Source organism: Pusillibacter faecalis (genome assembly GCF_018408705.1).
Classification (GTDB): domain Bacteria; phylum Bacillota; class Clostridia; order Oscillospirales; family Oscillospiraceae; genus Oscillibacter; species Oscillibacter faecalis.
Genome location: NZ_AP023420.1, coordinates 1,026,767 through 1,051,098, shown reverse-complemented (window position 1 = coordinate 1,051,098; position 24,332 = coordinate 1,026,767). Strand labels below are relative to the sequence as shown.

25 protein-coding genes and 2 tRNA genes are annotated in these 24,332 nt (G+C 57.0%); 14 read left to right on the top strand and 13 right to left on the bottom strand.

The genetic code is table 11. From position 1 onward, the window contains the following. Positions 1-23 precede the first annotated feature (23 nt). Entirely contained in the window at positions 24-149 is a 126-nt protein-coding gene (locus KJS55_RS17495; protein WP_283093704.1) for a hypothetical protein, read from the top strand. Between the two features lie 174 nt (positions 150-323). On the opposite strand, the gene KJS55_RS05405 is transcribed toward KJS55_RS17495, so the two are convergent. From KJS55_RS05405 to KJS55_RS05380, 6 genes are all read right to left on the bottom strand, one after another. Next, the gene (locus tag KJS55_RS05405) at positions 324-2,294 is read right to left on the bottom strand and encodes an oleate hydratase (protein ID WP_213542864.1); all 1,971 of its coding nucleotides are present in this window, start codon (positions 2,292-2,294) and stop codon (positions 324-326) included. A 147-nt stretch (positions 2,295-2,441) separates the two neighbouring features. Further along, on the bottom strand, positions 2,442-3,002 hold the full coding sequence (locus KJS55_RS05400) for a TetR/AcrR family transcriptional regulator (protein WP_213542863.1): 561 nt from the start codon (positions 3,000-3,002) through the stop codon (positions 2,442-2,444). A 1-nt stretch (position 3,003) separates the two neighbouring features. Continuing rightward, positions 3,004-3,576: an SGNH/GDSL hydrolase family protein gene (locus KJS55_RS05395; RefSeq protein WP_213542862.1), complete on the bottom strand. Its 573-nt coding sequence runs from the start codon at positions 3,574-3,576 to the stop codon at positions 3,004-3,006. 379 nt (positions 3,577-3,955) lie between these two features. Continuing rightward, positions 3,956-4,031: transfer RNA gene (locus KJS55_RS05390), tRNA-Pro, on the bottom strand. Positions 4,032-4,478: 447 nt separating this feature from the next. Beyond that, positions 4,479-6,011 carry an O-antigen ligase family protein gene (locus KJS55_RS05385; RefSeq protein ID WP_213542861.1) on the bottom strand — a complete coding sequence of 511 codons (1,533 nt, stop codon included), beginning with the start codon at positions 6,009-6,011 and terminating at the stop codon, positions 4,479-4,481. A 15-nt stretch (positions 6,012-6,026) separates the two neighbouring features. Then, positions 6,027-7,043 (bottom strand): glycosyltransferase, encoded by a 1,017-nt coding sequence (locus KJS55_RS05380; RefSeq protein WP_187028053.1) that lies wholly within the window; start codon positions 7,041-7,043, stop codon positions 6,027-6,029. A 117-nt stretch (positions 7,044-7,160) separates the two neighbouring features. On the opposite strand from KJS55_RS05380, the gene KJS55_RS05375 reads away from it, so the two are divergent. Continuing rightward, positions 7,161-7,697 (top strand): GrpB family protein, encoded by a 537-nt coding sequence (locus tag KJS55_RS05375; RefSeq protein WP_213542860.1) that lies wholly within the window; start codon positions 7,161-7,163, stop codon positions 7,695-7,697. A gap of 112 nt (positions 7,698-7,809) precedes the next feature. Here KJS55_RS05375 and KJS55_RS05370 read toward each other — a convergent pair whose 3' ends face one another. Genes KJS55_RS05370 through mutY form a run of 4 tightly spaced genes read right to left on the bottom strand, consistent with a single transcriptional unit; the run spans position 7,810 to position 10,428 of the window. Continuing rightward, entirely contained in the window at positions 7,810-8,682 is an 873-nt protein-coding gene (locus tag KJS55_RS05370) for a radical SAM protein (RefSeq protein ID WP_213542859.1), read from the bottom strand. Then, positions 8,679-9,110 (bottom strand): PF20097 family protein, encoded by a 432-nt coding sequence (locus KJS55_RS05365; RefSeq protein WP_213542858.1) that lies wholly within the window; start codon positions 9,108-9,110, stop codon positions 8,679-8,681. Before KJS55_RS05365 ends, KJS55_RS05370 begins: the two co-directional genes overlap by 4 nt. An 11-nt stretch (positions 9,111-9,121) precedes the next feature. Further along, entirely contained in the window at positions 9,122-9,337 is a 216-nt protein-coding gene (locus KJS55_RS05360; protein WP_213542857.1) for a hypothetical protein, read from the bottom strand. A gap of 32 nt (positions 9,338-9,369) precedes the next feature. After that, the gene (mutY, locus tag KJS55_RS05355) at positions 9,370-10,428 is read right to left on the bottom strand and encodes an A/G-specific adenine glycosylase (RefSeq protein ID WP_213542856.1); all 1,059 of its coding nucleotides are present in this window, start codon (positions 10,426-10,428) and stop codon (positions 9,370-9,372) included. Positions 10,429-10,548: 120 nt separating this feature from the next. On the opposite strand from mutY, the gene KJS55_RS05350 reads away from it, so the two are divergent. The 12 genes from KJS55_RS05350 to KJS55_RS05295 all read left to right on the top strand — a co-directional run bounded on the left by KJS55_RS05350 (position 10,549) and on the right by KJS55_RS05295 (position 20,363). Continuing rightward, on the top strand, positions 10,549-11,196 hold the full coding sequence (locus KJS55_RS05350) for a MerR family transcriptional regulator (RefSeq protein WP_187028059.1): 648 nt from the start codon (positions 10,549-10,551) through the stop codon (positions 11,194-11,196). Further along, on the top strand, positions 11,180-11,440 hold the full coding sequence (locus KJS55_RS05345; RefSeq protein WP_213542855.1) for a hypothetical protein: 261 nt from the start codon (positions 11,180-11,182) through the stop codon (positions 11,438-11,440). Before KJS55_RS05350 ends, KJS55_RS05345 begins: the two co-directional genes overlap by 17 nt. Then, positions 11,424-11,687 (top strand): hypothetical protein, encoded by a 264-nt coding sequence (locus KJS55_RS05340; RefSeq protein ID WP_187028061.1) that lies wholly within the window; start codon positions 11,424-11,426, stop codon positions 11,685-11,687. Before KJS55_RS05345 ends, KJS55_RS05340 begins: the two co-directional genes overlap by 17 nt. Beyond that, positions 11,668-11,979, top strand: a complete 312-nt coding sequence (locus tag KJS55_RS05335; RefSeq protein WP_187028062.1) for a YbjQ family protein — start codon at positions 11,668-11,670, stop codon at positions 11,977-11,979. Before KJS55_RS05340 ends, KJS55_RS05335 begins: the two co-directional genes overlap by 20 nt. Then, complete coding sequence (locus tag KJS55_RS05330) at positions 11,976-12,683, top strand: MBL fold metallo-hydrolase (RefSeq protein ID WP_187028063.1); 708 nt, start codon at positions 11,976-11,978, stop codon at positions 12,681-12,683. Before KJS55_RS05335 ends, KJS55_RS05330 begins: the two co-directional genes overlap by 4 nt. A gap of 420 nt (positions 12,684-13,103) precedes the next feature. Next, positions 13,104-15,098 carry a DNA gyrase/topoisomerase IV subunit B gene (locus KJS55_RS05325; protein ID WP_187028064.1) on the top strand — a complete coding sequence of 665 codons (1,995 nt, stop codon included), beginning with the start codon at positions 13,104-13,106 and terminating at the stop codon, positions 15,096-15,098. A 140-nt stretch (positions 15,099-15,238) separates the two neighbouring features. After that, positions 15,239-15,655 carry an NUDIX hydrolase N-terminal domain-containing protein gene (locus tag KJS55_RS05320; protein WP_187028065.1) on the top strand — a complete coding sequence of 139 codons (417 nt, stop codon included), beginning with the start codon at positions 15,239-15,241 and terminating at the stop codon, positions 15,653-15,655. A 76-nt stretch (positions 15,656-15,731) separates the two neighbouring features. Next, the gene (locus KJS55_RS05315) at positions 15,732-17,978 is read left to right on the top strand and encodes a DNA gyrase subunit A (protein WP_213542854.1); all 2,247 of its coding nucleotides are present in this window, start codon (positions 15,732-15,734) and stop codon (positions 17,976-17,978) included. 23 nt (positions 17,979-18,001) lie between these two features. After that, positions 18,002-18,859 carry a YitT family protein gene (locus tag KJS55_RS05310; protein ID WP_187028067.1) on the top strand — a complete coding sequence of 286 codons (858 nt, stop codon included), beginning with the start codon at positions 18,002-18,004 and terminating at the stop codon, positions 18,857-18,859. 1 nt (position 18,860) lies between these two features. Then, positions 18,861-19,457 carry a lactate utilization protein gene (locus tag KJS55_RS05305; RefSeq protein WP_187028068.1) on the top strand — a complete coding sequence of 199 codons (597 nt, stop codon included), beginning with the start codon at positions 18,861-18,863 and terminating at the stop codon, positions 19,455-19,457. Between the two features lie 53 nt (positions 19,458-19,510). After that, on the top strand, positions 19,511-20,221 hold the full coding sequence (locus KJS55_RS05300; RefSeq protein WP_187028069.1) for a hypothetical protein: 711 nt from the start codon (positions 19,511-19,513) through the stop codon (positions 20,219-20,221). Between the two features lie 66 nt (positions 20,222-20,287). Further along, positions 20,288-20,363: transfer RNA gene (locus tag KJS55_RS05295), tRNA-Gly, on the top strand. Between the two features lie 404 nt (positions 20,364-20,767). Here the strand turns inward: KJS55_RS05295 and KJS55_RS05290 are convergent. From KJS55_RS05290 to KJS55_RS05280, 3 genes are all read right to left on the bottom strand, one after another. Further along, entirely contained in the window at positions 20,768-21,547 is a 780-nt protein-coding gene (locus KJS55_RS05290) for an enoyl-CoA hydratase-related protein (RefSeq protein ID WP_213542853.1), read from the bottom strand. A 482-nt stretch (positions 21,548-22,029) separates the two neighbouring features. Beyond that, positions 22,030-23,097, bottom strand: coding sequence for a LacI family DNA-binding transcriptional regulator (locus KJS55_RS05285; protein WP_187028071.1), 1,068 nt, complete (start codon positions 23,095-23,097; stop codon positions 22,030-22,032). A gap of 259 nt (positions 23,098-23,356) precedes the next feature. Next, a complete protein-coding gene (locus tag KJS55_RS05280) occupies positions 23,357-24,325 on the bottom strand; it encodes a C-terminal binding protein (RefSeq protein ID WP_187028072.1) in 969 nt (322 codons plus the stop codon). Positions 24,326-24,332: the final 7 nt, after the last annotated feature.

The window sequence follows — 24,332 nt, the reverse complement described above, 5'->3', positions numbered from 1 at the left end:
CTCAGAAGAAGATCTGGACGTACATGAAGTTCCATCCCAACGTGACCAGCTATCGGGCTATCGCCCGAGGCGCCGGGGTAACGAGGTACACGGCGGCCAAGTGGTATGAAATGATGCGTGGGATGCTGGGGGTGGGGAATCTAAAATAGAGGAGGATCGTATCACAACTCGATACGATCCTCTTTCATTTGTCATTATATCAATGTTTTCAATCTCATGACAGGCGATAATCTTTGAGAAGGAGTCCCCGGTTAGGGATGAAAGTATTCTGAGTAACGGTTGTCTCCTCGGTTTTCAAGACGCAGAAGGGCAGAAACCAACGGTCACATGCCGTCCCGGAGCACGTCCTGATCCCGCAGGACCTTCTCGATGACGGTGCCCCGGACCGCCCTCAACAGCGGCTTTTTCAGCAGCTCCAGAGGACCGGGCAGCGGAACCTCCAGCGGGGACCTGCCGTCCATCAGGCAGACGGTGCTGTGCAGCAGCTCCCGGATGTCGTACACGCTGCCCCACACCTCGGGCACCCCCCGGTCCACCCCCAGCAGGCCGTAGACGGCCTCCATAGCGGTGCGCACGGAGTACTCAGTGGTGAACACGGTGTCCCGGGGGGTATCGGCAAACTGGCCCAGGAAGGCGAAGTTCACACAGCCGTCTGGGATCACGTCGGGCCGGTCCCCCTTGGTCCGGGGCATGAAGAAGGCGGTGATGTAGGGCATCAGGGTGGGGACGCAGACCGCGCTGTGGGCGGCAAGGTCCGGAATCTGCTCCACCGGCACGCCGATGTGGTAGAGCCACTCCTCCGTGATCTCTTTCCCGGTACATTCCCTCATGGGCTTTTTCACATAGTCGCCGGGCACGTCGGTAAAGAGGCCGTACACCCAGACGCACACCTTCTCCGGCTCCTGCTCCCGGAACTGGCCCTGGCGGTTGATGGTCCAGCTCAGCAGCCACCTGGAGTCCTGACAGCTGACGATGCCGCCGGTGACCACCTTCCCGGTGCGGGGGTCCCGCTTGCAGATGTTGGTGATATAGGGGAGGATCTTATCATCCAGGGTGGTGATGGTGGCCGACTCCCAGTTGGTCTTGGAAATGTCGGAGCAGAACTTCTCCGGACGGCCAAAGGCAGGGTCCTGCTTGGCGATGTTCTTCCACAGGCTCCAGCAGCCGCTGGTGCGCACCTCCGCGTCCCCGTTGGGGGCGTGGTCCTGGTCGCCGTAGATGGTCCCTTCGGTGCAGGAGCCGTTGGTGACGAACACCAGGTCGTTCTCCGTGAGGACGATGCCCTGCTCCGCGCCGTTGACTCGGCACTCGATGGCGGTGGCCATCTTTCTGCCGTCCCGGATGTCGAAGATCACGTTGGTGACCTCGGTGCCGAACCGGAAGTCCACCCCGGCGGCCTCCAGGTACTTCTGCATGGGCAGGATCAGGGACTCATATTGGTTATACCGGGTGAACTTCAGGGCGCTGAAGTCGGGGAGTCCCGCGATGTGGTGGATGAAGCGCTGGAAGTAGAGCTTCATCTCCAGGGCGCTGTGCCAGTTCTCAAAGGCAAACATGGTCCGCCAGTACAGCCAGAAGGTGGAGGAGAACACCTCGTCGTCAAAGACGTCCTCAATAGTTTTGTCGTACAAGTCCTCGTCCGGGGTCATGAAGAGCTTCATGATCTCCATACACCCCTTCTGGCTGATATTGAATTTTCCGTCGGTGCGGGCGTCCCGACCCCGGTCCACCGTGGCCCGGCACAGGGAGTAGTTCGGGTCGTGCTTGTTGAGCCAGTAAAACTCATCCAGCACCGAGGCCCCCGGCTTCTCCAGGGAGGGAATGGAGCGGAACAGGTCCCACAGGCACTCAAAGTGGTCCTCCATCTCCCGGCCGCCCCGCATCACATAGCCCCGGCTGGGGTCGAAAATGCCGTCGCAGGCCCCGCCGGCCACGTCCATGGCTTCGAGGATATGGATGTGGTCTCCAGGCATCTGCCCGTCCCGCACCAGGAAGCACGCCGCCGCCAGGGCTGCCAGGCCGCTACCCACGATGTAGGCGCTCTTGTTCTCCACTCCCTCCGGTTTCTCCGGCCGGGCGAAGGCCTCATAGTTGCCGTTGGTGTAATAGATGCCCTTGCGGTTTTTCTCGTGTTTTCCCAGCTCTGTGTTCTGGTAGGACGCCGGGGCGGAGGGTTCAGACCCGGGCTTCTCCGCCGCCTTTTTTCCTCTGGATACCTTTTTTGCCAGGACTACAGCGGCGCCCGCTCCAGCCACGGCCGCCGCTGTGGTCAGTTTCCCAAATTTCTTTTCCATGTTAAGATGCCGCCTTTCTAATTCCGCCGCTCTACGGCGGGATCCTTTTGATGGCTTCATCTTACTCCGTCCGGGAATTCGGTTCCATTTACAATCGGGGCCCGATGATGAAAAACTAATCATCGAGCCCCGATTGTAAAGCATTTCTTATTCTATTTCTGTGAAATTGCGGATGGCGTTGGCAATGCTGCCGCGCATGGCGGCGCTGATTTTTTCCGTCAGTGCCCAGGGATCGGCCGTCATCCCCTGGCGGATCCAGTCCAGCATGACCCCCACAAAACTGTACTTGTAAAATTCGGCGATAAAGGACTTGTCCTCCTCAGAAACAGTTGTCCCCTGGCTCTGCTCCTCCACCACGCCCCGGATCAAGCCGTAGGTCAGCTGGTAGAGGAACCGCTCCATTTGCTCCCGGCCGATACAGCGATAGGCGTTGAGGATGAAGGGCTTGTTTTCCTGCACCGCCTCAAAAATCTGCAAAAGCCCCTCCTGCCAGGTCTCATAGGTCTTCTTCCCCTGGAGGGCCTTGGACGCGTCCTCGATACAGGCCCACTCCACCAGGTCGTAGATGTCCTTGAAGTGGTAGTAGAAGGCCATGCGGCTGATGCCGCAATCCTCGGTGATGTCCCGGATGGTGATCTTGTCCAGGGGCTTTTTCAGTAGCATATGCTTCAGGGATTCCTCCAGGGCCTGCTTTGTGGTGTTTGGCATACTACCGCGCCTCCTTTTCGTGCTGCCGGATCACTGCCGCGATGGTCTCCGCCGCTATGCGGGAGCCCAGCTCACTGGGGTGGATGCTGTCGGCGGCGTAGAGATCCTGGGTGTCGGATAACTCGTAAAACCGCCGGCCTACGTCGGCGATCAGGGCATTATTTTCCTGTGCCGCTTTGTGGTAGGCCTCGGACAGCTTTTGGACCATCTCGTCGTAGTCCCAGCCCTTGTCTGCCGGCTTAGCTCCGCCCTTCTGATAGGCCCATGTAGCAAACAAAATTGGGACCGCCCCGTTTGCCCGGATCTGCCGGCAAAGCTGCTCCACGCTGGAGAAGAAGCTCTTGGAGGCGGTGATGGGGCCGTGGCTCATCTCCTGGAGCACCACATAGTCCCACTTCTCCTTTTGAAGCACCGCTTGGGTCTGACTGCCCAGCCTGGTGTTGGGGTTCAGCTGTTCCGACAGCCGCGCCCCGCCGCGGGTGTGGTGGACCACCTCTGCCCCGGTCAGGTCAGCCAGCATCTGAGGCATATTATTGGTGAAGATAAAGCTGTTGCCCAGCATGAGGATCCGCATGGCGCCACTCCTTCCTTGTTTGGATTGTTTTCCACCCCATTATACACGGCCCCACCGGGAGGGACAAGGTTGGGAAGCACAAATCGGCCTATCAGATTTTGCAATGCAAGATTCAAAGATAAGACCGCAGCCGTGCGCAGCAGTTGAAAATGGGTGGTCATGACCACATATTTCAAAAATTGTGAAGTTTGTCTTTGCCATTTTCCAGAACAAATCGTAGCGGAGATGGACAAGAAACTATATCTACAACGAAAATTCAAAACAAATCCGAAAAAGTGCTTTGACCACATCTGAGGCCGTATTTGTGCAGAATGTTAAAGAAACTATTGCTTGAAAAGTTATGAAAACCGCCTCAAAACATCAGTTTTGAGGCGGTTTTTGGTCCGAGTGGGGAGACTCGAACTCCCGGCATCTTGCTCCCAAAGCAAGCGCGCTACCAACTGCGCTACACCCGGTTATGAAGTTTTCCAACTGTGGTCAAATATGGGGTCAGCGCCGGTTTTTGACCAGTTCCCGGCGAGGGATAAAACTCCGTTGGCCTTAGCGTCCCAGAGCTTTCCAGGATTTTGGGAAAGTACGGCTCGAACCCGGGCCTCACGCTCCCAAAGCAAGCGCGCTACCAACTGCGCTAATCCCGGATATTCAGTTTTTCTGCATGATACCATGCGAGGAAAGAAAAAGCAAGCTTTTTGTGTCCATAGGGCTTTGCAGACACTTTGGATGGATCATGTGCTCAGGAAGTCATCCAAAATCCACCCCTTGCCTTAGCCATTAACCTATTGCAGCCTTTTGCTGTTTGCTCCTCATATCTCCGCCTAAAATGCCGTGCCATTTGGAAAGTGTATGCCGTCTGGAACGGACAGGGGTCGGAAGGAAAGTTCCGACCCCTCTATTTTACCGGATTAACCCGCAAAGTCAAGACCTTTCTTTTCATCGCACAGCTTGACACCAGCAAGTGCCACGGCAAAGACAAACCAGAAGATACACATCACTCTGGGATAGTTCCACAGATAATCTGCCAGGCCGCAGACCATACTTCCACACAGCGCCGCGGCAGCAGCGCAGGTGATGACACGGGCGGGAGAGTCGGCGCGGTGGCGTGCGCTATGGGCGGCGCGCTTGATGTTCCAGAGCATAGAGGCCACGAAGGACGCTGCGCCCAACAAGCCGGCCTCGATCCACACCTCCAGATAGAAGTTGTGGGAGTGGACATAGGGGAAGTCCGCATGGTAGAGATTCCAGTCCGCGATATACGCCTGGGGCGCGGCGGTGCCAAGTCCGGCGCCACGGATAGGGCGGCTCTGAATGACCTCCAAGGCGGCTTGGTAGAGAGGAATGCGGCTGGCGGTGGAAGAGTCTGCGGGGTTGAAGATCGTCAGTACCCGGTTCCAGATCGTGGTGGGAAGGAAAGGAACTGCCAGACAGCAAAACAGGATAAAGGCAGGCATCAGTTTCGGCTTCCACAAAAAGACAAAGACCACCAGTGCGCAGGCGAAACCGACCCACGTAGCCCGGGAGTAGGTCATACCCAGAGCCACGCAGCCCATCACGAAGATGCCGCCAGCCAGAAGTTTGCTGATGAGGTGTCTTGAGCATAGCACCAGCGCCAGCACCAACGGCAGCAAAAGCAAGAGCACCTCGGCAAAGGTATTGGCATTATCGAAGATGGACACCACCCGTCCAGGCATTCCGGCGTTGACCTTCAAGTCCACAGTGGAAGAGCTGACTTCCACGCCCTGGATGCGCTGAATGATACCATAGGCCCCGGAGACCGCCACACAGACCGCACCGCCGGCGGCCAGACGCTTGAGGTCGGGAAGCGTCCGGACGGCGCTGACCGTGACCAGCACACACAAGGCAGCGGAGATGTGGTAGAAGAGAAAACGGAAGGACAGGGAGGGGGCGTAGGACAGCAACACCCCCAGGAACACGGCACCGAACAGCACCAAAGGATAAAAACCAATGCCGGCCAGGTCCAGCCGGTAGTCCCGACGATGCATGGCGCCGGCGTGAAACCACACCAACAGGGCGGCAAAGGCTATCAGGCTATATGCGTTGTTCCAGTAGGAGAAGGGAATCACCCACAGCAGCATGATCGTCCAGGACTGGGCAATCGCAGTGCTCTCACCTAGGGAGAAGGCGAGGCGGGCAAAGAAACTATCTTCAAAGGTCAGCTGGAAGGTGGTGTACAGACGGTGCAGAAGGTTCCCGGGCAGATTGATCAGCCAGGTGAGGCCGCGGCACAGCGCGCTCTCCGGCCAGGCCCTGGCCACAACCCCCTCCCGGCATAAGACGCTCAGCACCAGGCTAGAGTCAATCTGGTGATTGCACCAGGCACCGGCGGCCGTCAGAAAGCGGTGTACGGCGCTGGTGCTGTAAATGGACAGCAGCGCCAGCCAAATTTGATAGAGACAGCTCTCTCGCAACAAGGTCATAGTAAGCTCCTTATGTTACATTCGGTTTTTCAGCCGGTACAGCTGGGTCAGGATAAAGAAGTGCCCGCCTCGCACCAGCCTTGCAACCAGCTGCTTGTTGGCGCTCAGGCCCTCTGGAACCAACCCGGAGATGGCCTCTGCTATCTCCGGACGACGGCATAGATCCTCAATCGCCTGCTGGCGGGCGCGAAGAGGTTTGTCGTTTCCTGGGGCGTACTCGTTGCCGATGGCGATGAGAAGTCCGGCCCAATGGGAGTTCTCCCGCCACTGGGGACAGGCGGCCTCCAAAGAAAAACGCTCCGCCAGGGCGGACTTGCGCTCCATAAAACGCTGGAAGGTCTGCACAAAGTCCCGCATGTATTTGTGAGTGGCGGAGTTGGGGTTTATCAGATAGCGGTAGAGAGGCTGCTCCGTCACCGCAAGCCTCTGGGCGTGGCAAAAGTATTCCATCAAGAACAGCTCGTCTTCCAGATAGGCGCCCTCAAAGGTGACGTTCTCCCGCTGGAGGATATCGGCGGAAAAGAGATAGCGCCAGATGAAGCCATTGAAGACCGGCATCCGAAGCCGCTCACCCAGCAGGGGGTAGACGATATGCCGCAGAATGTCCGGATGGTCGTACACGCCGGCAGGCAGCAACAGCTCCGGCGTGGTGGCGCCGTCCGGCGTCCAGTTGAGGTGGGCGCAGCCTGCCGTGTCCGCGCCGGACTCCTCTCGGAGTCGCCACAGAGTCTCCAGAGCTGTGGGTTCCAGACGGTCATCTGCGTCCAGAAAGGCGATGCACGTCCCTTGGGCTTCCCGCAGGCCGGTGTTTCGCGCCTCGCTGACCCCAGCGTTTTGCTGTTTATGGATTACCCGCACCCGGCTGTCCGCCGCAGCGCAGGCGTCGCACAGGGCGGGGGAGGCGTCGGTGCAGCCGTCGTCAACCAACAGCAATTCCCAGTCGGAAAAGGTCTGGGCGGTCACGCTCGCCACGCAGGCGTTCAGAAATTCTTCCGCCTGGTAGACTGGGACAATGACGGAGACGCTGGGCATGGGACCCCTCCTTTGCAGAGATTGTGCCCCTATTGTACCCCAATCCGGGCGGCAGGTCAAGGCTTGCTCCGGACCGTCCCCTGTGCTATGCTGAAACTTGGGAAAGGGGGAGAGGTCATGCCGCAGCATGTCGTGGTGGTGCCGTACCAGCCGGCCTGGGCAGAGGTGTTCCGCCGGGAGAGCGAAGCTGTGAAGGCCGCCCTGGGGGAGAACTGCCTCCGGGTCTACCACATCGGGAGCACCGCGGTGGAGGGGCTGGACGCCAAGCCCATCGTGGACCTGATGCCGGTGGTACAGCGGCTGGGGGCCGTGGATGCGCGGGCGGAGGCCCTGCGCGCCTTGGGCTATGAGTACTTGGGGGAGTTCGGAATTCCAGGACGGCGGTACTTGCGCAAGGGAGGGGACGAGCGGACCCACCAGATGCATATCTTTCAGGCGGGAGATACTGAAAACATCGTTCGCCACCTGGCGGTGCGGGACTACCTTCGCGCCCACGAGGAGGCGCGGATGGCTTATGCCGCGCTCAAGCGGGCTCTGGCCGCACGATACCCCTATGATATTGAGGGATACTGCGACGGTAAGGAGGCCTTTGTCCGGGAGCTGGAGTGCCGGGCGCTGGCGGAGTGCAGAGCCGCGCTCTGGGAAGAGCTGTAACTCCGGCAGACAGAGAACGCCGGCGAACTAAATAACGCCAAAACGTGCGCCGCCCAAAAGGCGGCGCACGTTTTAGCGATACACACAATCCCCCCGGATGACGGAAGCAGCGTTAAAGCCCGCTGAGGTCAAATTCCGGCGTGTACTCTTCCTGGGCAGAGGTGCGCTCCTGGGTGTAGCCGTCGCGGATGCCGCAGTTTCTAAGATAAGCCGCTGCCGACCGGTACTCAGCGGCCGTTACTTTGCGGCTGAGCTTTCCTGTGGCACCGGGTTGGGGAGTATACTGGCTCATGAGGGAAAAGAGCACGTCTCCGGGGCGGAAGGTCTCCGACACCCAGTCGATGACACGGCGGGTGTTCTCCAGCTCCCCCGGCAGCACCAGATGACGGATCAGAACCCCGGATTTCAGTTGTCCCGCCTCCATCCGGTAGGGGCCCGTTTGACGGAACATCTCCAGGATTGCAGCACTGGCCCAGTCAAAATAGTCCGCTGCAGAGGAATAAGTCCGGGCAGGCTCCGGCAGAGCGTACTTCAAATCCGGCAGATATACCTGGACACGCCCTTCCAGCAGCCGCAGGGTGTCGGGCTTTTCATATCCGCTGCAGTTCCACACCACGGGTACCGGCCAGGGCACGTCCCCCAGGGCCTCCAGAATGACAGGCGTGAAATGGGTGGGCGTCACCAGGTCCAAGCATGCGGCACCCAGGTCCACCAGCTTTTGAAAAATTTCCCGCAGGTGAGGGGCAGTCAAGGGTTTTCCTATGCCGCCTTGGGAGATAGGCCCGTTCTGGCAGAAGCAGCAGCGAAGATTGCAGCCGGAAAAAAATACCGCTCCGGCGCCGTGTACACCCACAAGACATGGCTCTTCCCACCGGTGGAGCATGGCCCTGGCGGCCACTGGAAGACTGGGCTGGCCGCAGATGCCGCCGGCAAGGCCCTCCGTCCGTTCCGCGCCGCACTCCCGGGGACAAAGACGGCAGATCATGGCGCGTCCTCCACTTGAGGGGACGGAATGTCCCATGACGGATGCAGGACCGCCTCCGGAAACTCCAGCGCCATCCGCCGGCAGCTCCGGCAGAGAAAAGCGACCTTATACCGGCGCAGCAGCGTCCCCTCATGGTCCACCCGGATCGGCGTCTCATCGACCAAAGAGCGCGGCGGCCAACCGGACCACCACTGAATGCCGTCCCGACCGCCGGCGATCCAGCCCGTCTCCATATCCTGTCCGCACCAGGGACAGGCTGTGGCGGGTGGTGGTGTTTCTCGCTGGGTCTTTCGCTCCCTTCGAGCTTCGTTCCAATCCCGCAGCTCCTCAAAAAGCGTGGGCGTGTCCTGCGCGGAGGTCATCCCCGGCTTTGCGCCTGCTTCCGGCTGAAGGTCCCAGGGGTCTTCGCCTTTTTTCCAAAATGGCATGGAAAACCTCCCTATGGGTGGCAGTCGGATGGCGGGTCCTGAGACCCCTCATCCTCGTCTACCACCTTGTAGTCCACGGTATATACCGGCCCCTGAAAGTCCGGCCCCCTGCGCTTGCGAACGGAGCGCCGCCACAGAAAAATCAGCAGCGCCGCCACAATGAGAAAGGGCAGCAGACGGGCCAGCAGCATCAGCACCAGCAGCAGCCCTCGTAAAAATCCCACCATTGTCTCCTCCTTTGCGCAGACTCCGCCCGAGGTTAGGGCAGATGGTCTATGGCCTCGGCGTAGTAGCGGGCGAAGGCCGAGGGAACTGCGTGCTCCTCCAGCGCGGCACGGTTGACCCAGACGAAATCCGGCGGTCCGTCGCCCTCCACCTCCAGGGTATACCCGGTCATGTGCCACTCCACATGGGTGAAGATATGCTTGGCGAACAGCTTTTTTTTCCAGGCCTTGGGCAGAAAGCCCAGGGCGGCCACTGCCGCAGGAGCCTCTTTCTCGTCCAGGGCTCCCGCCACACTGGGAAACTCCCACAGCCCCGCCAGCAGTCCATCGTCCGGACGCCTGCGTAGGGCGATCCGGTCACCCCGCAGCAGTAAAAATACTGTTTTGTCCTCAATGCGCCGGGCCTTTTTAGGGGTCTTGACCGGGAGCGTTTCCGCTGTGCCTCGCACTCGGCCCAGGCAGAAGTCCGCTACCGGGCATTCGCCGCACCTGGGCGGACCGTTGGGCGCGCACACTGTGGCCCCCAGCTCCATGGTAGCTTGGTTGAAAACCCGTGCGCTCTCCGCGGGCATTACATGTTGCAGCTGCTCCCGGACGTGACGCTTGGTCCTGGGGTCCAGAATGTCGTCATGGCAGTCGGTCAGGCGGGTAACGACCCGCAGGACGTTGCCATCCACTGCGGCCTCACGCCGGCCAAAAGCCGCTGAGGCGATGGCGCTGGCAGTGTAATCCCCGATGCCGGGCAGGGCCAGCAACCCCTCGTAGGTGTCCGGAAAAGCGCCCATTTCTGCCACGATGCGGGCGGCCTTTTGCAGGTTTTTGGCCCGACTGTAGTAGCCAAGGCCCTCCCACAGCTTCATCAGCCGGTCTTCCGGGGCGGAGGCCAAAGCTTCCACAGAGGGAAAGGCTTCTAAAAACCGGGCATAATAGCCCAGGACCGCCGCCACCCGAGTCTGCTGGAGCATGATCTCAGAGACCCAGATGCAATAGGGGTCCTCCGTTTTCCGCCAAGGCAGGTCTCTCGCGTTTTCGTGATACCAGGCCAGCAGAGGCTCCGGCAAAAATGCCAGTGTTATATTTTCTTCATGTCTCATACACACATGATACCACGTTTTTCCGGGCGCATCCAGACTCTCGGAAATTTTTTTGAAAATTCTCTTGACTTTCCCCTTTCTGGAAGGTATACGATAACCGTGTAGAACGAGGTGAGACCCATGAAAATCAACGAGGTGGAAGCCTTGGTAGGCATTCCTAAGAAAAACATCCGCTTTTACGAGTCTGAGGGGCTGCTGAAGCCAGAGAGGAGCAGCAACGGCTACCGGGATTACAGTGAGGAGGAGGCGGAGATTCTGCGGCGGATCAAGCTGCTGCGAAAGCTGGGGGTCCCCCTGGAGGAGATCAGAAAGATGCAAAGCGGCACCCACACCGTGGGCGACGGCATGCGCCGGCATCTGATCACCCTGGAGCGGGACATGGAAAATTTAAAGCAGTCCATCCAGTTCTGCTCTGCCTTGGCAGACTGCCGGGAGCGGCTGATGGACCTGGATGCGGCAGCGCTGTTGGCGGAGATGGAGAGCATGGAGCTCTCCGGAACCACCTTTCAGAATAAACAGCGGCAGGATGTGCGAATTCGGTACGTGGCGCCGGTGACGATTACCCTGCTGACAGTCCTGCTGATGGGGGGGCTGGCCGCGTTGATTCTGTGGGGGACCTCCGTGGACCCCGCTGGCGCGCCACCCTTTGCGCTGGTATTGGTGCTGATGGGGATGCCGGCGGTGGTCATCGGCGGCGTCGTACTGGCACTGTTCCAGAGAATCCAGGAGATTGGAAAGGGGGAGGAAGACGATGCGAGACAATTCTGAGAAGAGGAGGAAGAAGGTTGCCCCGCTCCTCTGCGCCGTAGTCGTGGTGGTGTTTTTGGGGCTCTTCCTGGGGGCGCTGCTGCTGCCCTTGCTGGATGTGGGCAGCGGAGATGGCGGGGCCGTGGTGATTTTGATCCTGTATGCACTGGTGCTTCTGGCGGTGATCGTGGGCGTGGTGATTGCCCTGATCCAGCGTCTGCGGGAGATTGAGAGAGGAGAGGAAGAAGATGCCAGAAAATACTGAGGCGCGAAAGCGGCGCCAGAAGCGATCCGCTGTTATTGGCGTGGCGGCGTTCGCTCTGCTGCAGGCGGCGGTAGCGGTGTGTTTTGGGGCGCTGCGCCAGATTCCGGATCTTCCCGGCTGGCTGTCCACCTTGTTTTTGGTGCTGGCTGTGCTTCCATTGGCGCTGATTGTACCGGCGCTGATATCATTAAAGGAACGTTTTCAGGAAATTGAGAGAGGAGAAAGTTATGAAGCTAGTCAATATTGATTATATCCCTGGGAAGGAACTGGAGGTCCTGGGCATTGTGAAAGGGACTGTAGTGCAGTCCAAAAATTTTGGCAAGGATTTTATGGCCGGTATGAAGACATTGGTAGGCGGTGAGATCACCGGATACACAGAGATGCTCAACGAAGCCCGGCAGATTGCCACCAAGCGCATGGTGGACGAGGCGGAAGCAATGGGAGCCGATGCGATCATTAATATTCGTTACGGGTCGTCGGCTGTCATGCAGGGCGCGGCAGAGGTGATTGCCTACGGTACAGCCGTCAGGATTCTATGATGCGCATCAGCTTCCTGGGGCACAGCGGCTTCCTGCTGGAGCTGCCGTCAGCAACACTGTTGTTTGATTGGAGCGAGGGGGAGCTCCCGACTTTGAGGCCAGGGCGGCCCCTGCTGGTCTTTGCCAGCCACCACCACGAGGACCATTTCCGTCCCGCAATTTTTCAACTGGGGGCTGCGGCCTTTCTGCTGGGGAAGGACGTTCGGATGTCCGCCAGAAATCGGGAGCGCTGGGGCGTCTCACCGGAGGCCGCTGCCAGGTGTGTGACCCTGGGAGGTGGGCGGCGGCTGGAGCCTCTGCCCGGCGTGCGAGTGGAGACCCTGACCTCTACGGACGAGGGCGTTGCATTTCTGGTGACAGCGGACGGCCAGACTGTCTTTCATGCCGGGGACCTGAACTGGTGGCACTGGGAGGGGGAGGATGTTTCCTGGAATACGGAGATGGCCCTGCACTTTCAGGAGTTTACCGCGCCTCTTCGGGGCAAACACATCGACCTTGCCATGCTGCCGCTGGACCCCCGGCTGGGGAGGGACGGCTTCCGGGGCCCCAGGTATTTCCTGGAGTTGGCGGACATAGCCCGTGCCCTACCCATGCATCAGTGGCAGGATTTTGGCTTTACAGCAAAGTTTTTGGAAGAATTTCCTCAATTTGCCGGTCGGGTGGTGCCAATCTCTCACGTCGGGCAGGAGTTTCTGCTCCCCTGAGGCGGAGAGTGGCAGAGAGCAGGGCTGCGCGTTTTGCAGCAGTGCGGGAGCACGCAGGAGTGAAGAATTCCAGACTTTGGGAATTTTATGTTGTTGAGGAAAGGCCGGTGCAAACGCACCGGCCTTTCCTCAAAGTCAACTTGAAAAGTGAGAGAAAAAACTGCACTTTTTATAAGTTGAAAAGTTGACATAAAGGTGTGGAAAACTGTGTGGAAAATGTGCAAAACTCCTCGGCTGAAAGGAATTTGCCGGTGACGGTAAGATTATGGATTTTTTTGCGCAATAACATTTCTTCGAAAAACCTGTCTTCTGTTCGAGAAATGTCAGATCCGGGTTAAACCCTTGAACTGGGAGGCACAGTATGATAAAATACCACATATTGATCAAAATCATGGCAGATTTTGCCCGGGCGGAGGAACTATGGCGACAAAAAAGCAGGATTATGGCAACGAGAGTATTTCATCTTTAAAGGGAGCGGACCGGGTGCGGAAACGGCCCGGCGTCATTTTTGGCTCCGATGGGCTGGACGGCTGTGAACACGCGGTGTTTGAAATTCTCTCAAACTCCATTGACGAGGCCCGGGAGGGACACGGCAGCATCATCACTGTCACACGCTTTCAAGACCGCTCCATCCAGGTGGAGGATGCGGGCCGAGGCTGCCCGGTGGATTGGAATGAAAAGGAGCAGCGCTATAACTGGGAGCTGGTATACTGCGAACTGTATGCCGGCGGCAAGTATGATAACCTGAGCGGCGAGAGCTATGAGTATTCCCTGGGGCTTAACGGTCTGGGCGCCTGTGCCACCCAGTACGCCTCCCGCTATATGGATATCACCGTCTGGAGGGACGGCTTTGAATATACCCTCCATTTTGAGCGGGGGGAGATCGTGGGGGAGCTGAACAAGACGCCGCTTCCCAAGTCTCAGGCCAAAAAGACTGGCACCCGCACCCGGTGGCTGCCGGATCTGGACGTGTTCACCGACATCGCCATCCCAGCGGAATATTTTGCCGATGTGATGAAGCGGCAGGCGGTGGTCAACGCCGGCGTGACCTTTCGCTTTCGGAACGAGGCGGCACCCGGGACTTTCGAGGAGACGGAATTTCTCTATGAAAACGGCATTCAGGACTATGTGACGGAGCTGGCCGGGGAGGAGAGCCTGACGGCTCCGGTTTTCTGGCAGGCAGAGAAGCGAGGCCGGGACCGGGCAGACAAGCCGGAGTACAAGGTCAAGCTCAGCGTGGCCTGTTGCTTTTCCAACCGCGTCCATGTCATTGAGCATTACCACAATTCCAGCTGGCTGGAGCACGGCGGCAGCCCGGAGAAGGCTGCGAAGTCCGCCTTTGTCTCCGCCTTGGATAAATACCTGCGGGACCAGGGGAAATACCAGAAAAACGAGAGCAAGATTACCTGGAATGACATTGAAGACTGTCTGGTATTAGTTTCTAACAACTTTTCCACCCAGACCAGCTACGAAAACCAGACGAAAAAGGCCATCACCAACAAATTCGTCCAGGAGGCCATGACGGAGTTCCTCCGGTCCAACCTGGAGATTTATTTCATTGAAAATCGCTTTGATGCGGAGAAGATTGCTGAGCAGGTGCTCATCAACAAGCGCAGCCGAGAGAGCGCGGAAAAGGCACGGCTGAATATCAAGAAGAAGCTCTCCGGCAGCATTGATATCGCCAACCGGGTGCAGAAATTTGTGGATTGCCGCACCAAGGACGCGGACCGGCGTGAGATCTATATCGTGGAGGGCGATTCGGCCCTCGGCAGCGTGAAGCTGGCCCGGGATTCTGAGTATCAGGGTATTATGCCGGTTCGGGGCAAGATTCTGAACTGCCTGAAGGCGGACTACGCCCGCATTTTTAAAAGCGAGATCATCACGGATCTTATCAAGGTTTTGGGCTGCGGTGTGGAGGTGCAGAACAAACATGTTAAGGATATGGCGGCCTTCGACCTGGGCAACCTCCGATGGAACAAGGTGGTGATCTGCACGGACGGCGATGTGGACGGCTTCCAGATCCGGACGCTCATTTTAACCATGCTCTACCGACTGACCCCAACGCTGATTCGGGAGGGGTATGTGTATATTGCCGAAACGCCTCTCTTTGAGATTAACTGCGGAGACAAGACCTGGTTTGCCTACTCAGACAAGGAGAAAAACGACATTGTCAAGGAGCTGGAGGGAAAGAAATTTAAGATTGACCGCTCCAAGGGCCTGGGTGAAAACGATCCGGACATGATGTGGCTGACCACCATGAATCCGGAGACCCGCCGGTTGATCCGAGTGATGCCAGAGGACGTGGAGCGCACAGCCGCCATGTTCGATCTGTTGCTGGGAGATAACCTGCAAGGGCGCAAGGATCACATTGCAGAGAACGGCTATAAATATTTGGAGATGGCGGATATCTCATAAAACTGTCCTTCAAGAGCTGACCCTATGGGATGTCAGGCGGGGAGAGCCGCGCGTCAGCACATTTCCAATCAGCAGCCCGTGCAGCGAATCATATCACGGATATTTGAAGAGTATAGGAATGAACAGCGGAGGAATCACATATGGAGTGGAATGAATGTCTGAATGATTGGGGCACCCGGCTACGGGGGTTGGCCCAGGGGGGGCTGCACTATGGTGGTGATGGCGAGACAGGCTTGGTCCGCTACCGCCGTGTCCGGGAAATTGCCCTGCAGATGATGGACAGCACAGACTGTGTGGACGATGGAGAGGTAACAGAGATGGCCTGCAAGCTGCAAAAGCGGGTTACAGGTATGACGGAGGAGCAGGCTGGGAGTTTGGCCAGGGAGCTGCTGGGAAAGAAGGCTGGCGTCACGGAGGAGCAGGTTCATGCCTGGGGCGCCGAACTTGTAGAAATGGCTGACACCGGTCTTGCAGAGGGGCTGGAGAGCCCCTTTGACCTGGACCGCTATCAGGTGGTCCGCCAGTTGGGCGAGAAGATGCAGGCTCTGGCCCGCTGAGTTCCCGCCAGCCCGACGGACGGCCGATAGGCCTATCTGGGTTTGAATGTCATCAAGATAAGGAATGGATTTGTCTATGCCCAAGAAAAAGCAGCCGGAGGAATCCCGGCCGAAAGTCCAGAACCCCAATGTCCTGGGGCTTCACGCGTCAGTGATGGAACAGCCTATTACCGACACGCTGGAGAACAACTACATGCCCTACGCCATGAGCGTCATCGTCTCCCGGGCCATCCCGGAGATTGACGGCTTCAAGCCCTCTCACCGCAAGCTCCTCTACACCATGTACAAGATGGGCTTGATGACGGGGGGACGGACGAAATCCGCCAACATTGTGGGCCAGACCATGCGTCTGAACCCCCACGGCGACGCGGCCATCTATGATACCATGGTCCGTCTCTCCCGGGGCTATGGCGCCCTGCTGACGCCCTTTGTGGACTCCAAGGGTAACTTTGGCAAGTGCTACTCCCGGGATATGTCCTGGGCTGCGCCCCGATATACGGAGGCGAAGCTCACCCCCATCTGTGCGGAGCTTTTTCGAGATATCGACAGCGACACGGTGGATTTCGTAGACAACTACGACAATACCATGACCGAGCCTGCCCTGCTGCCCACGACTTTCCCGAATATTCTGGTGTCTGCCAACAGCGGTATCGCGGTGGGCATGGCGTCCCAGTTCTGTGGCTTCAATCTGAAAGAGGTCTGCGAAACCACGGTGGCGTATCTCAAAAATCCAGAGTGTGATTTGAGTGAGACGCTGCTGGCGCCGGACTTTCCCACTGGCGGAGAGCTGATCTGCGACAGTGCAGCTCTGCGGGACATCTACGAGACCGGCCGTGGCAGCGTGCGGGTGCGGGCGCGGTACCGCTATGTCAAAGAGGAAAACCTGATCGAAATCTACGAGATCCCCTATTCCACCACGGTAGAGGCCATTTTGGACAAGGTGGCGGAGCTGATCAAGGCCGGCAAGGTGAAGGAGATCGCAGACATGCGGGACGAGACGGACCTCTCCGGACTCAAGCTGGCCATTGACCTCAAGCGAGGCACGGACCCGGATAAGCTGATGGCAAAGCTCTACAAGCAGACCACGCTGGAGGACTCCTTCGCCTGCAACTTTAACGTTCTCATTGCCGGAAGCCCCCAGGTGCTGGGCGTCCGCCGGATTTTGGAGGAGTGGACCGCCTGGCGCACGGAGTCTGTCCGGCGGCGGGTGTACTTTATCCTGAAAAAGAAGAAGGACAAGCTGCACCTCTTAAAGGGTCTGAAGCGCATCCTGCTGGATATTGACAAGGCCATCGCCATCATCCGTGAGACGGAGGAGGAGGCTGAGGTGATCCCCAACCTGATGATTGGCTTTGGGATTGACCAGATTCAGGCGGAGTATGTGGCGGAGATCAAGCTGCGGAACATCAATAAGGAGTATATCCTCAAGCGCACCCGGGAGACAGACGCCCTGCGGGACGAGATTGATGATCTGGAGAATGTGCTGGGAGATCCCCGCCGGGTTCGCAAAATCATAGTTGACGAGCTGGGCGAGGTAGCGAAAAAATACGGCGAGCCCCGCCGTACCTCTATTGTTTATGGCCATGAGATTGAACCCTTTGACGAAGAGGAGTCTGTGGAGGAGTACCCGGTTCACGTCTTCCTCTCCCGGGAGGGATACCTGAAAAAGATCACGCCTCTCAGCCTCCGGATGAGCGGGGAACAGAAATACAAGGAGGGTGACGGGCCCCGCCAGGCCTTTGAGACCACCTCCCACGCGGAGATTATGTTCTTTACGGACCGCCAGCAGGTATACAAGACCCGCCTGAGCGAGTTTGAGGACACCAAGGCCAGCGTCCTGGGAGAGTATCTACCAGCCAAGCTGGGCATGGACGCAGGGGAGAATGTGATTTTCGCGGCACTGCCCGGAAAGGACTATGCCGGCACGCTGTTGTTCTTCTTTGAAAACGGCAAGGCGGCCCGGGTGGAGATGAAGTCCTACCAGACCGCCTCCAACCGCCGCAAGCTCACCGGCGCGTATTCTGACAAGTCGCCGCTGGTGTGCATCCGGCGGATTGACGAGGAGTGCGAGCTGGCGGTTTATTCCAATGAACCTCGGTGCCTGATCTTCCACACCGCCCTGCTCGCCCCCAAGACCACCCGTACCACCCAGGGCGTGGCAGTCATGAACCTGAAGCCCAGGTACCATCTGGAGGAAGTCAAGACTTTAGGGGAGACATCCATTGTCAACCAGGGCCGCTACCGGGTCCGTGCGGTGCCCGCTGCCGGTGCGCTGGTACGAGAGGAGGACTCCGGGGAGGAGCAGATGAACCTGCTGGATTAAGCAGGTGGAATCAGGAGGCATTGGTGAGAAAACTCTTAAAATCTTATGGGATCGTAACTGTGGGATCGGTGATTCTGGCATTTGCCTTTGATGCATTTTACGCCCCGAATCAGATGGCCATGGGCGGGATCACCGGCATGGCTCAGGTGGTGAACGCGCTGATTCCTTCGGTGACGGTGGGTGTTGCGACCTTTTTGCTGAATGTGCCGCTGTTCCTTGCCGGCTGGAAGATGATCGGCTTTCACCTGCTGGCTTCCTCTCTGTTTTCCATGGTGGTAAGTTCGCTGGCCATGGACGCCATCGCACTTTTGTGGACATTCCCGGCTATTGATCCAATTCTGGCAGCAGTCTATGGAGGCGCCTTGACGGGACTTGGCGTGGGAATTGTCTTTACTCAGGGGGCAACCACTGGCGGAGCAGATATTGCGGCAAGGCTCATGAAGCTCAAGCTCACCTGGCTGCCCATGGGCAAGCTGGTGATGGTGCCTGATTTCTTTGGCCTGGCGGTGGCGGCTCTGGCCTTTGGCCGGGTGGAGTCGGCGCTCTATGGCATTGTGGCGCTCTATGTATCCGCCAAAGTGATGGATGGAGTGCTCTATGGACTGGATCTTTCCAAGGTGGCTTACATTGTATCAGATCAATGGCGAACGGTGGCCGACCAGCTGATGCGAGAGCGGGGACGCGGCGTGACGATTCTGGACGGAGAGGGAGCCTATACCGGAGATACCAGGCAGGTGCTGCTGATTGCCTTCAAGCAGCGGGAAATTGTTCAGATCAAGCAGACAGTCTATGAGACAGACCCCAAGGCGTTTTTGATTGTCTGCGATGCAAAAGATGTCTTGGGAGAGGGATTTGGGGAATATAAAAAGGAGGAGATCTGATATGACCCTGGAGAGTGCAAAAAAGAATCTGGAGGCAAGGGGCTTCCGCGTGCAGGTATTCTCGAGCGGCAAAGAGGCGGCGGCCTATTTGGATGCGGCCGTCGACGGGACCGCTGTGGGCTTTGGCGGGTCCATCACGCTGCAGGAGCTGGGACTGCGGGAGATGCTGGCTGCCCACAACGAGGTTTTCTGGCACTGGACGGACGGCCCGGAGGCCCAGACAAGTGCGGCCCGGGCGCCTGTGTACATCACCTCCGCCAATGCCCTGGCGGAGACGGGGGAGATCATCAACATTGATGGCGTCGGCAATCGGGCGGCTTCCACGCTGTACGGCCACCAAAAGCTATACTTTGTGGTGGGGCGCAACAAGCTGGCACCAACTTATGAGGAGGCGCTGTGGCGGGCGAGAAATATCGCCGCCCCGAAAAACGCCCAGCGGCTGGGCCGTAAGACGCCCTGTGCCATAAAGGGAGATCGGTGCTACGACTGTAAGAGTCCAGAGCGCATCTGCCGGGGGCTGGTGGTGCTGTGGGAGCCCATGATGGGAATGGAACAGACAACAGAAGTCCTGCTGGTGGACGAGGAGCTTGGATTCTAACATTTGCCTGGGGTTTTGCCACGGGACGTCATGAAGCAGAGGAGGCGCACCATATGAAATGGAGACCGATGGTGTGGATGCTGGTATCACTGTGCCTGCTGACAGGGTGCGCTTCGCTGCTGGAACGAACGTACAGCAAGGTGGAGCCGCACAGCAGCCGCTTTTGGGAGAGCGAGGCTGCCGACACTCTGCGGGCGGAAAACTATCAGGATATCGTCAATGATCTGCTCATTCTGATTGGACAGCACACAGAGAGCGCCTCACTGCGGCTGTATAACTTTGAAGATGATCTGGCGGCGGCCGCCGCCATGGAGCAGGCCGCCGCAGAGACACAGCAGGAAACGCCTTTGGGCGCATATGCGGTGGAGTATATGACTTCTGCCGGACAGTCCCGCCGGGGATACTATGAGGCGACAGTCAAGATCAGTTATCGCCGGACGGCGGAGCAGGTTCAATCCCTGGTCAACGCCACCAGCCCGGAGGCGGTGTACAGTCTGTTGGATGCCGCGCTGGACGAGGGAAGGACAGAGCTGGCGATCCGTGTCAGCTACTGGGGAACGGATGGCCGGGAACGTGTGGAGGCCGCCGTGGAGCAGCTTCGCAAAGAGCGCGGACTGGAAGAGACCCCCACTTGGCAGGTGAACTACTATCCTGATAGCGGTCAGGTGGGGCTGGTGGAGTTCTTGATGGACTCGGAGACAACAGCGGCCATGGCGGCGCCGCCACCGAAAGATCAGGCCGGAGAGACAGGGGACGCAGAGTGATAGAAAAATAAATCAGGAAAAGCCTTGACAAATAAGAAGACCTCTGTTAAAATATCCCTTGTTCTCGCGGGCATAGCTCATCTGGTAGAGCGCCACCTTGCCAAGGTGGAGGTAGCGAGTTCGAGCCTCGTTGCCCGCTCCAGAAAAAGCCAGGACGTCAGTTTTTGACGTCCTGGCTTTTTGTCAGAGGGGAACTGCCTCCATAAGAGCTCCGGCAGGGTCTCTGTGGGTGGCTGGAGGCCATTCGTGAGATGACGGGGCGAGCTCGAGCCTCGCTGCCTGTTAAAAGACATCCATGGTATGCCTTTCAAGCGTTCCTGTTTGGGCGAGGCAAACTCTGTGGAAGGACGATGAAAATCAAACAAGAAGAATCCATAGAGGGATTCCTCCATGCCTTTCTCCACGTGAATGAATCGCGTGGTCTGCTCCCACACGATGTTTGATGCGTCCAGGCTTTTGATATGGCGGGAAACGAGGGAGGACTTCTGCGTGGAAGAATATAAAAAGAGCCGCACCAGACGGCGCGGCTCTTTGTTGGATGGAATTTTAGAAATCTGTGAGATTGGCAGGGCGGCGCTCCAAAAACGCAGCCATGCCCTCCGCCTTGTCGTGGGTGGAAAAGGTCAGTGCAATGCTGGTGGCCTCCAAATCCAAACCGCTGGAGAGGTCCGTGTCCATACCAGTCTCAATACAGGCCTTCGCCATGGAGATGGCGTAGCTGCTCTTAGAGAGGAGCTTTTCCGCCATGGTCATGCAGGCGTCCATCAGCTCGGCCTGGGGGACTACCTTGTTGACAAGACCAATCCGATAGGCTTCCTGAGCATCGATCCGGTCACAGGTGAAGATTAGCTCCTTGGCGCGGCCTTTGCCAACCAGGCGGGCCAGCCGCTGCGTGCCGCCAAAGCCGGGGATAATGCCAAGGCCGCACTCGGGCTGGGCAAATACCGCGCTGTCGGCAGCTACGCGGATATCACAGCTCATCGCCAGCTCGCAGCCGCCGCCCAAGGCATAGCCGTTGACAGCGGCAATGACAACCTGAGGCATGGTCTCAATGCGGCGGAATGTAGTTTTGCCTAACAGAGACATCGTACGGCCCTCCGCTGCGGTGAGCTTTGCCATTTCAGCAATGTCAGCGCCAGCCACAAAGGCCTTGCTTCCCTCGCCGGTGAGGATCACAACGCGGATGTCCTTATTGGCTTCTATATTGGTGAGGCACTCGTTCAATTCAGTCATGGTGGCGATGTTCAGTGCATTCAAAGACTTGGGATTGTTGATTTTTAAGATTGCAATTTGACCTTTGGTTTCCAATAGCAGGTGTTCGTACATGGCGTGGTTCCTTTCCGCCGCAGCGCATCTTTTCAAAGAGCGGCGCGCCCTGCGGCATTTGATGAATTTTTCACGCTGGATCTCCGGATACTTGTATTTTATAATAAGTCTCAGGAATTTACAAGCCCAGAATGTCAAGGAAAAGACAAACTTGGCAAGGGATAACGACCGGTTTATCGGCGTTTGATAGAGACCATCCTGAACTTACCTGTAAAAAACACCGCGTGTACTTTCAAAGTACACGCGGTGTTTTCTGATATCCGCCCAATGAGGCGAAATTGTTTGCCGCATATGTGCTGTCGGCATCTTCTTTGCGGCATCTTTAGAGTCAACGTTTTTTGCCACCCCTGGACAAACAGCTTATCCCCCCAAGACATGGAAGCGGCAGATTTCACCGCACTCTCGTGCCTCTCAAATTCTGCCCTGGCACATTTTCGTAGCGTGGTCCACAGCCAATTTCTTTACAGCATACAGATGGGCGGTCATCCGAAGTCACCCTGCGAGTGCAGCCTGCAGGTTGACTCTCGAATATTGAGCCCGCAAGGCAGCATGATCTCTCGGGCACCTTCCGTTTCGCCCTTCAACATATGGACCAAGCATTCGGCGGATTGCCGCCCCAGATCCCGGACTGGCAAATCGATGGTAGTAATGGTTGGTTCAATCAGCTGTGCCCAATTCATCTCCTGCTGCCAGTTCCAATCTTCCGGCCCACAGAGGCCAATTTGCTCAGGCATTTTCAAACCGCAGGATTTAATTGCCTTATAGGTTTGGACCGTTGTGACACTGTTTGTACCAATGATAGCGGGAATGTCACCTGGTTTTAACCGGCCAAGCAGAGCGTCCAACTGTGCAGCTGCGGAAAGGCCGTTCTGGAAACTCACTAAGTAAACATCTTCCGTGGCGTCATATCCATAAACCTGCTGTATAGCGGACAGTATCGCGTCTTTTCTCCGTCTCCGGCTGGAATTGTTTTCCCAGCATTGTGTGAATAGTACTGGCCGGGTATAGCCTTCCTCCTTCAAGTGACGAACTAAATTGAAAAAGGGAGCATCCTGTTCAAAGGTTACAATATTGAAATTATAGTGATTAATATAGCGGTCACAAAGAACGATCGGAATCCCGCGGCTTGCGACTCCAATTAGATAATTGTTGTTGCAAGAGGTCGTATTGACCAGAAATCCGGCAACTCCTCTGAACAACAAGGAGTCAATCATCTCCTGTTCTTTTTGTAAGCTGTCGTTACAGTTTGCAAAGATAGGAACATAACCGCATTCGGAAAGATAATCGCTGATGGAAACGACCAGCACAGATGAGAAGGGGGTGGACATGTCGGCAATCAATACACCGATTAGATTCGTGTTTTTTCGCTTCAGATTCCTGGCAATATCACTGGGTTGATAATTCGTCATCTCAATGACTGCGCGAATCCGTTCGCGTGTTCTTTCACTCATCATATCACTGTGGCCGTTAATATAGCGGGACACAGTGGTTTTGGATACGCCGACTGCCTTAGCGATATCATTGATCGTAACTTTTGATTCAAGGTTCATATGCAAGAGCCTGCCTTCTCTGTAAAGCTGATCGGTAATGCCTGTAAAAGCGAGGAGCAGCGGTTCAATAAACAGACCTAGAGAAAGACATCCTGGACACTGCACGAAAAGCAGATTACAGGAAACCCCACATCCAATCAAGATGTATTTCACTAGGACTATTTTAGAAATTATATCATGACTAAATCACCAAATGCAAGAAAAATACAGCTAATATTTTCGGGGATTTACCATATACAAGACTCACGTTTCCTATCGTTTAAAAGTGATTTACCTGATTCTTTACGGGTTCGCCATGCAGCGCGCGGACGACCTCCTGGGCGGCGCTGGTAAGCAGCGTATAGAATGCCTGCTCGCTGTACCAAGCCGCATGTGGTGTGATGATGACGTTGTCAAACTTCTGCAGGGGCGCGTCCTTGTCGATTCCCTCCTCGGTCAGAACATCCAGAGCTGCGCCGGCAATCTCACCTGTACGCAGCGCCTCAATGAGCGCATCCTCGTCCACCAGGCCCCCGCGGGCAGTATTCACAAAGATCGCAGAGTTCTTCATTTTTTTGAAGAAATCGGCATTGATGCTCTTTCGAGTGTCCTCGTTGAGCAGCAGATGCATCGAGATAAAGTCACTCTGGGCCAGCAATTCCTCCCTGGAGACCAGTGTCACACCGAAATCCTTTACCGCCTCTGGTTTGATGTATGGATCGTAAGCAATCACCTTTATACCGAACACCTGCGCTTTAACAGCCAAGCAACGGGCGATCCGGCCGCAGCCGAGCAGTCCGAGGGTCTGGCCTCGGACTGCGTGGATGGGCTTCGCAATGGCGAAATCACCCCACAGCCCTTTCTTTACGTTTGCCTCAAGCTGGTTGAACTTCTTCGCGCTGTTGAGGATCATCATCAAAGTGTGGTTAGAAACTTCCTCTACGCAGTAATCCGGCACATTGGTAACAGGAATCTTTGCGGCAGAGGCAGCATCCAGATCAATATTGTCATAGCCGACAGCGCTTCTGGCGATGATTCTGCAGTTCTTCAAGTTGGAAATAACATCCTTGTCAATCTGATCGAAATGCACCATGACAGCATCAGCGAACTCAGTCTCCCGAAGAATATCACGTTTTTCGGTCAACTGTAGGGGAACAAATTCAATATCCTCATACTGGTTGTACACATCGTAGAAAGGCTGGATGGTTTCATACATGTAGTCTGTCAGGACAACACGGAATTTTTTCATAAAGATC